Source organism: Longimicrobium sp., from assembly GCA_036387335.1.
Lineage (GTDB): Bacteria > Gemmatimonadota > Gemmatimonadetes > Longimicrobiales > Longimicrobiaceae > Longimicrobium.
In genome coordinates, this window is the sequence record DASVTZ010000027.1 from 1 (window position 1) to 3,240 (window position 3,240).

Sequence of the window (3,240 nt, forward strand, 5' to 3'; positions counted from 1 at the left end):
CGCTTCCTGCAGGAAGCGGATGCGGCGGGTACGGATACCATTTCCAGTGGCGAGCTCGCGCGGCGCGGGGGGGCAACCTCGGCGCAGGTGCGCAAGGACCTGTCGCTGTTCGGGTCGTTCGGGAAGCGCGGGACCGGGTACTCCGTTAAGGAGCTGCTCCGGGAGATCCGCACGATCCTGGGGCTGGACCGCAGCTGGAAGGTGGCGCTGGTCGGGGCGGGGAAGCTGGGCTCGGCCCTCTTCTCGTACCGCGACTTCGAGGCGCGCGGCTTCCGCATCTGCGCCGTCTTCGACGCCGACCCGGACAAGGTCGGCGCGTCGTGGGGCGGCCTCACCGTGCTCGCCGACGAGGAGATGGACCGCGTGCTCCGCGAGGAGGAGGTCGACATCGCCATCGTCGCCGTGCCGGCGGATGCGGCGCAGGGGGTGGTGGACCGCGTCGTGGGGGCGGGGGTGCGCTCGATCCTCAACTTCGCGCCGGTGCGGCTGCGCGTTCCCAACCAGGTCATCCTTCGCAACGTGGACGTGACGCTGGAGCTGGAAGGGCTGTCGTTTGGCCTCAACGCCCGCTGAGTAAGGGCCGGACCACGTGTCCGGCCCGTTTGTTTTTCTCATGGTTGACTCCGTGTCTCCGTGTGAGGCCGCTGTTCCGTTTTGGCGTTGCCGCCCCTTAAGCCAGCGGCTATAATCCGCGGTCGCTTGGAGTGGTCGAAACCGGCGTTGCGGTGTATCCAATCGGGGGACCGCAACCGACAGTCTTGCTGGGACGGGACATGGTAGGAACGGACGTACCGGACGGTTTACGCTTCGAGCACACGGGATCGCTCGCGCAGCGGGCGCTTCAGGCGCTGGCCGCGGGTCCGCTGTCGACCGTGGAGATGGCGGCGCGGGTGATGGGGATCACCGGCGGCGGCCCCGCCGCGGCGCGCGCCGTGTGGGCGCTGCTCGGGTCCGACGCGCGCTTCGCCGTGTCGTCCGAAGGCGTCTGGTCGCTGGCCCAGCCAGCGGCGGCGCCCGTCCGCAAGCTCCGTGCGGAGGAGTGGGTCGTGGTCGACTTCGAAACGACCGGCGGCTCCCCCAAGGGCGGGCACCGCGTCACCGAGGTGGCGGCCGTGCGCGTCTCGGGCGGTGAGATCCGCGACAGCTACTCGACGCTCGTCAACCCGCAGCGCCGCATCCCCAGCTTCGTCACCGGGATCACCGGGATCACGCAGCAGATGGTGGAGACGGCGCCCTGCTTCCGCGAGGTGGCGCACCACGTGGGCGCGGCGGTGGAGGGGGCCGTGTTCGTGGCCCACAACGCCGCCTTCGACTGGCGCTTCCTCTGCCACGAGATGGAGATGGCGACCGGGGTGCAGCCGGCCGGGCGCCAGCTCTGCACGGTCAAGGTGGCGCGCAAGCTCCTGCCGAACCTGCCGTCGCGCGGGCTGGACGCGCTTTCGCTGTACTTCGGGCTGGAGATCGAGAACCGGCACCGCGCGCTCGACGACGCGGTGGCGACCGCGCACGTCCTGATGCGGCTAATCGAGATCCTGGAGGACCGCGGCATCCACGACTGGCAGGCGCTGGAGATGCTCCTGGGCGCGCGCAAGCCGCGGACGAGCCGCAAGCGCGCCGCATCGCCGCGCAGCATGGAGGCGGCGTGAGCGACGGGGTGCTGACGCGGACGCTGGGGAAGCTGCGCATCCACGCGCTGGAGGGTGGCACGCAGCGGCTGGACGGGGGCGCCATGTTCGGCGTGGTCCCCAAACCGCTGTGGGAGCGCCGCATCGCCGCCGACGAGCGCAACCGCATTCCGCTGGGTATGCGCTGCCTGCTGGTGGAGACGCCGGACGAGCTGGTGCTGATCGAGACGGGGCTGGGGAACAAGGAGGACGAGAAGTTCCGCGGCATCTACGGCGTGGACAATGCATCGGGGGCCGGGCGCCCGGACCGCGTGCACGACTCGCTGGCCGCCGCCGGCTTTCGCTCGGAGGACGTGGGGATCGTCGTCAACACCCATCTCCACTTCGACCACGCGGGCGGCAACACGTACCGCGACGAGGCGGGCGAGGTGCGCCTCTCCTTCCCCAACGCGCGCTACTTCGTGCAGCGCGGCGAGTGGGAGTGGGCGCACCTGAAGAACGAGCGGACGCAGGCCAGCTACCTGGCGGACAACTTCGAGCCGGTGATGACGGCGGGGCGGCTGGAGTTGGTGGAGGGCGACGTGGAGATCGTACCCGGCATCTCGGTGTACCGGACGCCGGGGCACTGCCCGCACCACCAGTCGGTGCTGGTGAGCTCGGGCGGCGAGACGGCGTGCTTCCTGGCCGACGTCCTCCCCACTTTCGCGCACCTCCCGCTCCCCTGGATCATGGGCTACGACGTGGAGCCGCTCGTCACGCTTGAATCGAAGCGCGCGCTGCTGCGCCGGGCCACGGAGGAGCGCTGGCTGCTGGTCTCCAACCACGACCCGGTGACGGCGTGGGGATACGCGGTGGCGGAGGGGAAGGGAGTACGGCTGGAAGAAAGTGCGTGAGTGCGTCAGTGCGTGAGTGCGTTTCGATCCAGCGCACTTACGCACTCACGCACTAACGCACCAGGCAGTTCAACCATCATCACGGAACGAAAAACCATGATCGATATCGCTCGCGACCCGCGGACCACGCCCGTCATCGTCAGCGCAGTGAGGACGCCGATCGGGCGCTTCCTGGGCGGCCTTTCCTCCCTTTCCGCGCCAGACCTGGGCGGGATCGCGCTGCGCGAGGCGGTCGCGCGCGCCGGCATCGCGGCGGAGGACGTGGAAGAGGTCATCATGGGGAACGTGGTGCAGGGCGGGGTGGGGCAGGCCCCCGCGCGCCAAGCCGTCATCAAGGCCGGGCTCCCCTCCGGCATCTCCGCGCTCACCATCAACAAGGTGTGCGGCAGCGGGCTCAAGGCCGTGATGCTGGCCGCGCAGAGCATCCGCGCCGGCGACGGGCAGGTGATCCTCGCCGGCGGGCAGGAGAGCATGTCCAACGCTCCCTACTACGTCTACGGGATGCGCAACGGCGTCAAGTTCGGGGACCAGACGATGGTGGACGGGCTGGTGCGCGACGGGCTGTGGTGCTCGTTCTGCGAGGTCCACATGGGCGGCCATGCGGAGTACACGGCCAAGAAGGCCGGCATCTCCCGCCAGCAGGCCGACGAGTTCTCCGTGAACTCGCACCGCAAGGCCGTCGCCGCGATTCAGGCCGGCAAGTTCACCGAGGAGATCGTCCC

General features: G+C 69.8%; 4 protein-coding genes. All 4 read left to right on the forward strand.

Annotated features, from left to right (window positions below; all coding sequences use genetic code 11):
* A partial coding sequence (locus tag VF647_02520) for a redox-sensing transcriptional repressor Rex (protein ID HEX8450940.1) occupies positions 1 to 573 on the forward strand: 573 nt, incomplete at its 5' end.
* A gap of 200 nt (positions 574 to 773) precedes the next feature.
* Entirely contained in the window at positions 774 to 1,646 is an 873-nt protein-coding gene (locus VF647_02525) for a 3'-5' exonuclease (protein HEX8450941.1), read from the forward strand.
* The gene (locus VF647_02530) at positions 1,643 to 2,518 is read left to right on the forward strand and encodes an MBL fold metallo-hydrolase (GenBank protein HEX8450942.1); all 876 of its coding nucleotides are present in this window, start codon (positions 1,643 to 1,645) and stop codon (positions 2,516 to 2,518) included. The genes VF647_02525 and VF647_02530 overlap by 4 nt, the downstream gene beginning before the upstream one ends.
* A 96-nt stretch (positions 2,519 to 2,614) precedes the next feature.
* The coding region (locus VF647_02535; GenBank protein ID HEX8450943.1) for a beta-ketoacyl synthase N-terminal-like domain-containing protein at positions 2,615 to 3,240 on the forward strand (626 nt) is incomplete at its 3' end.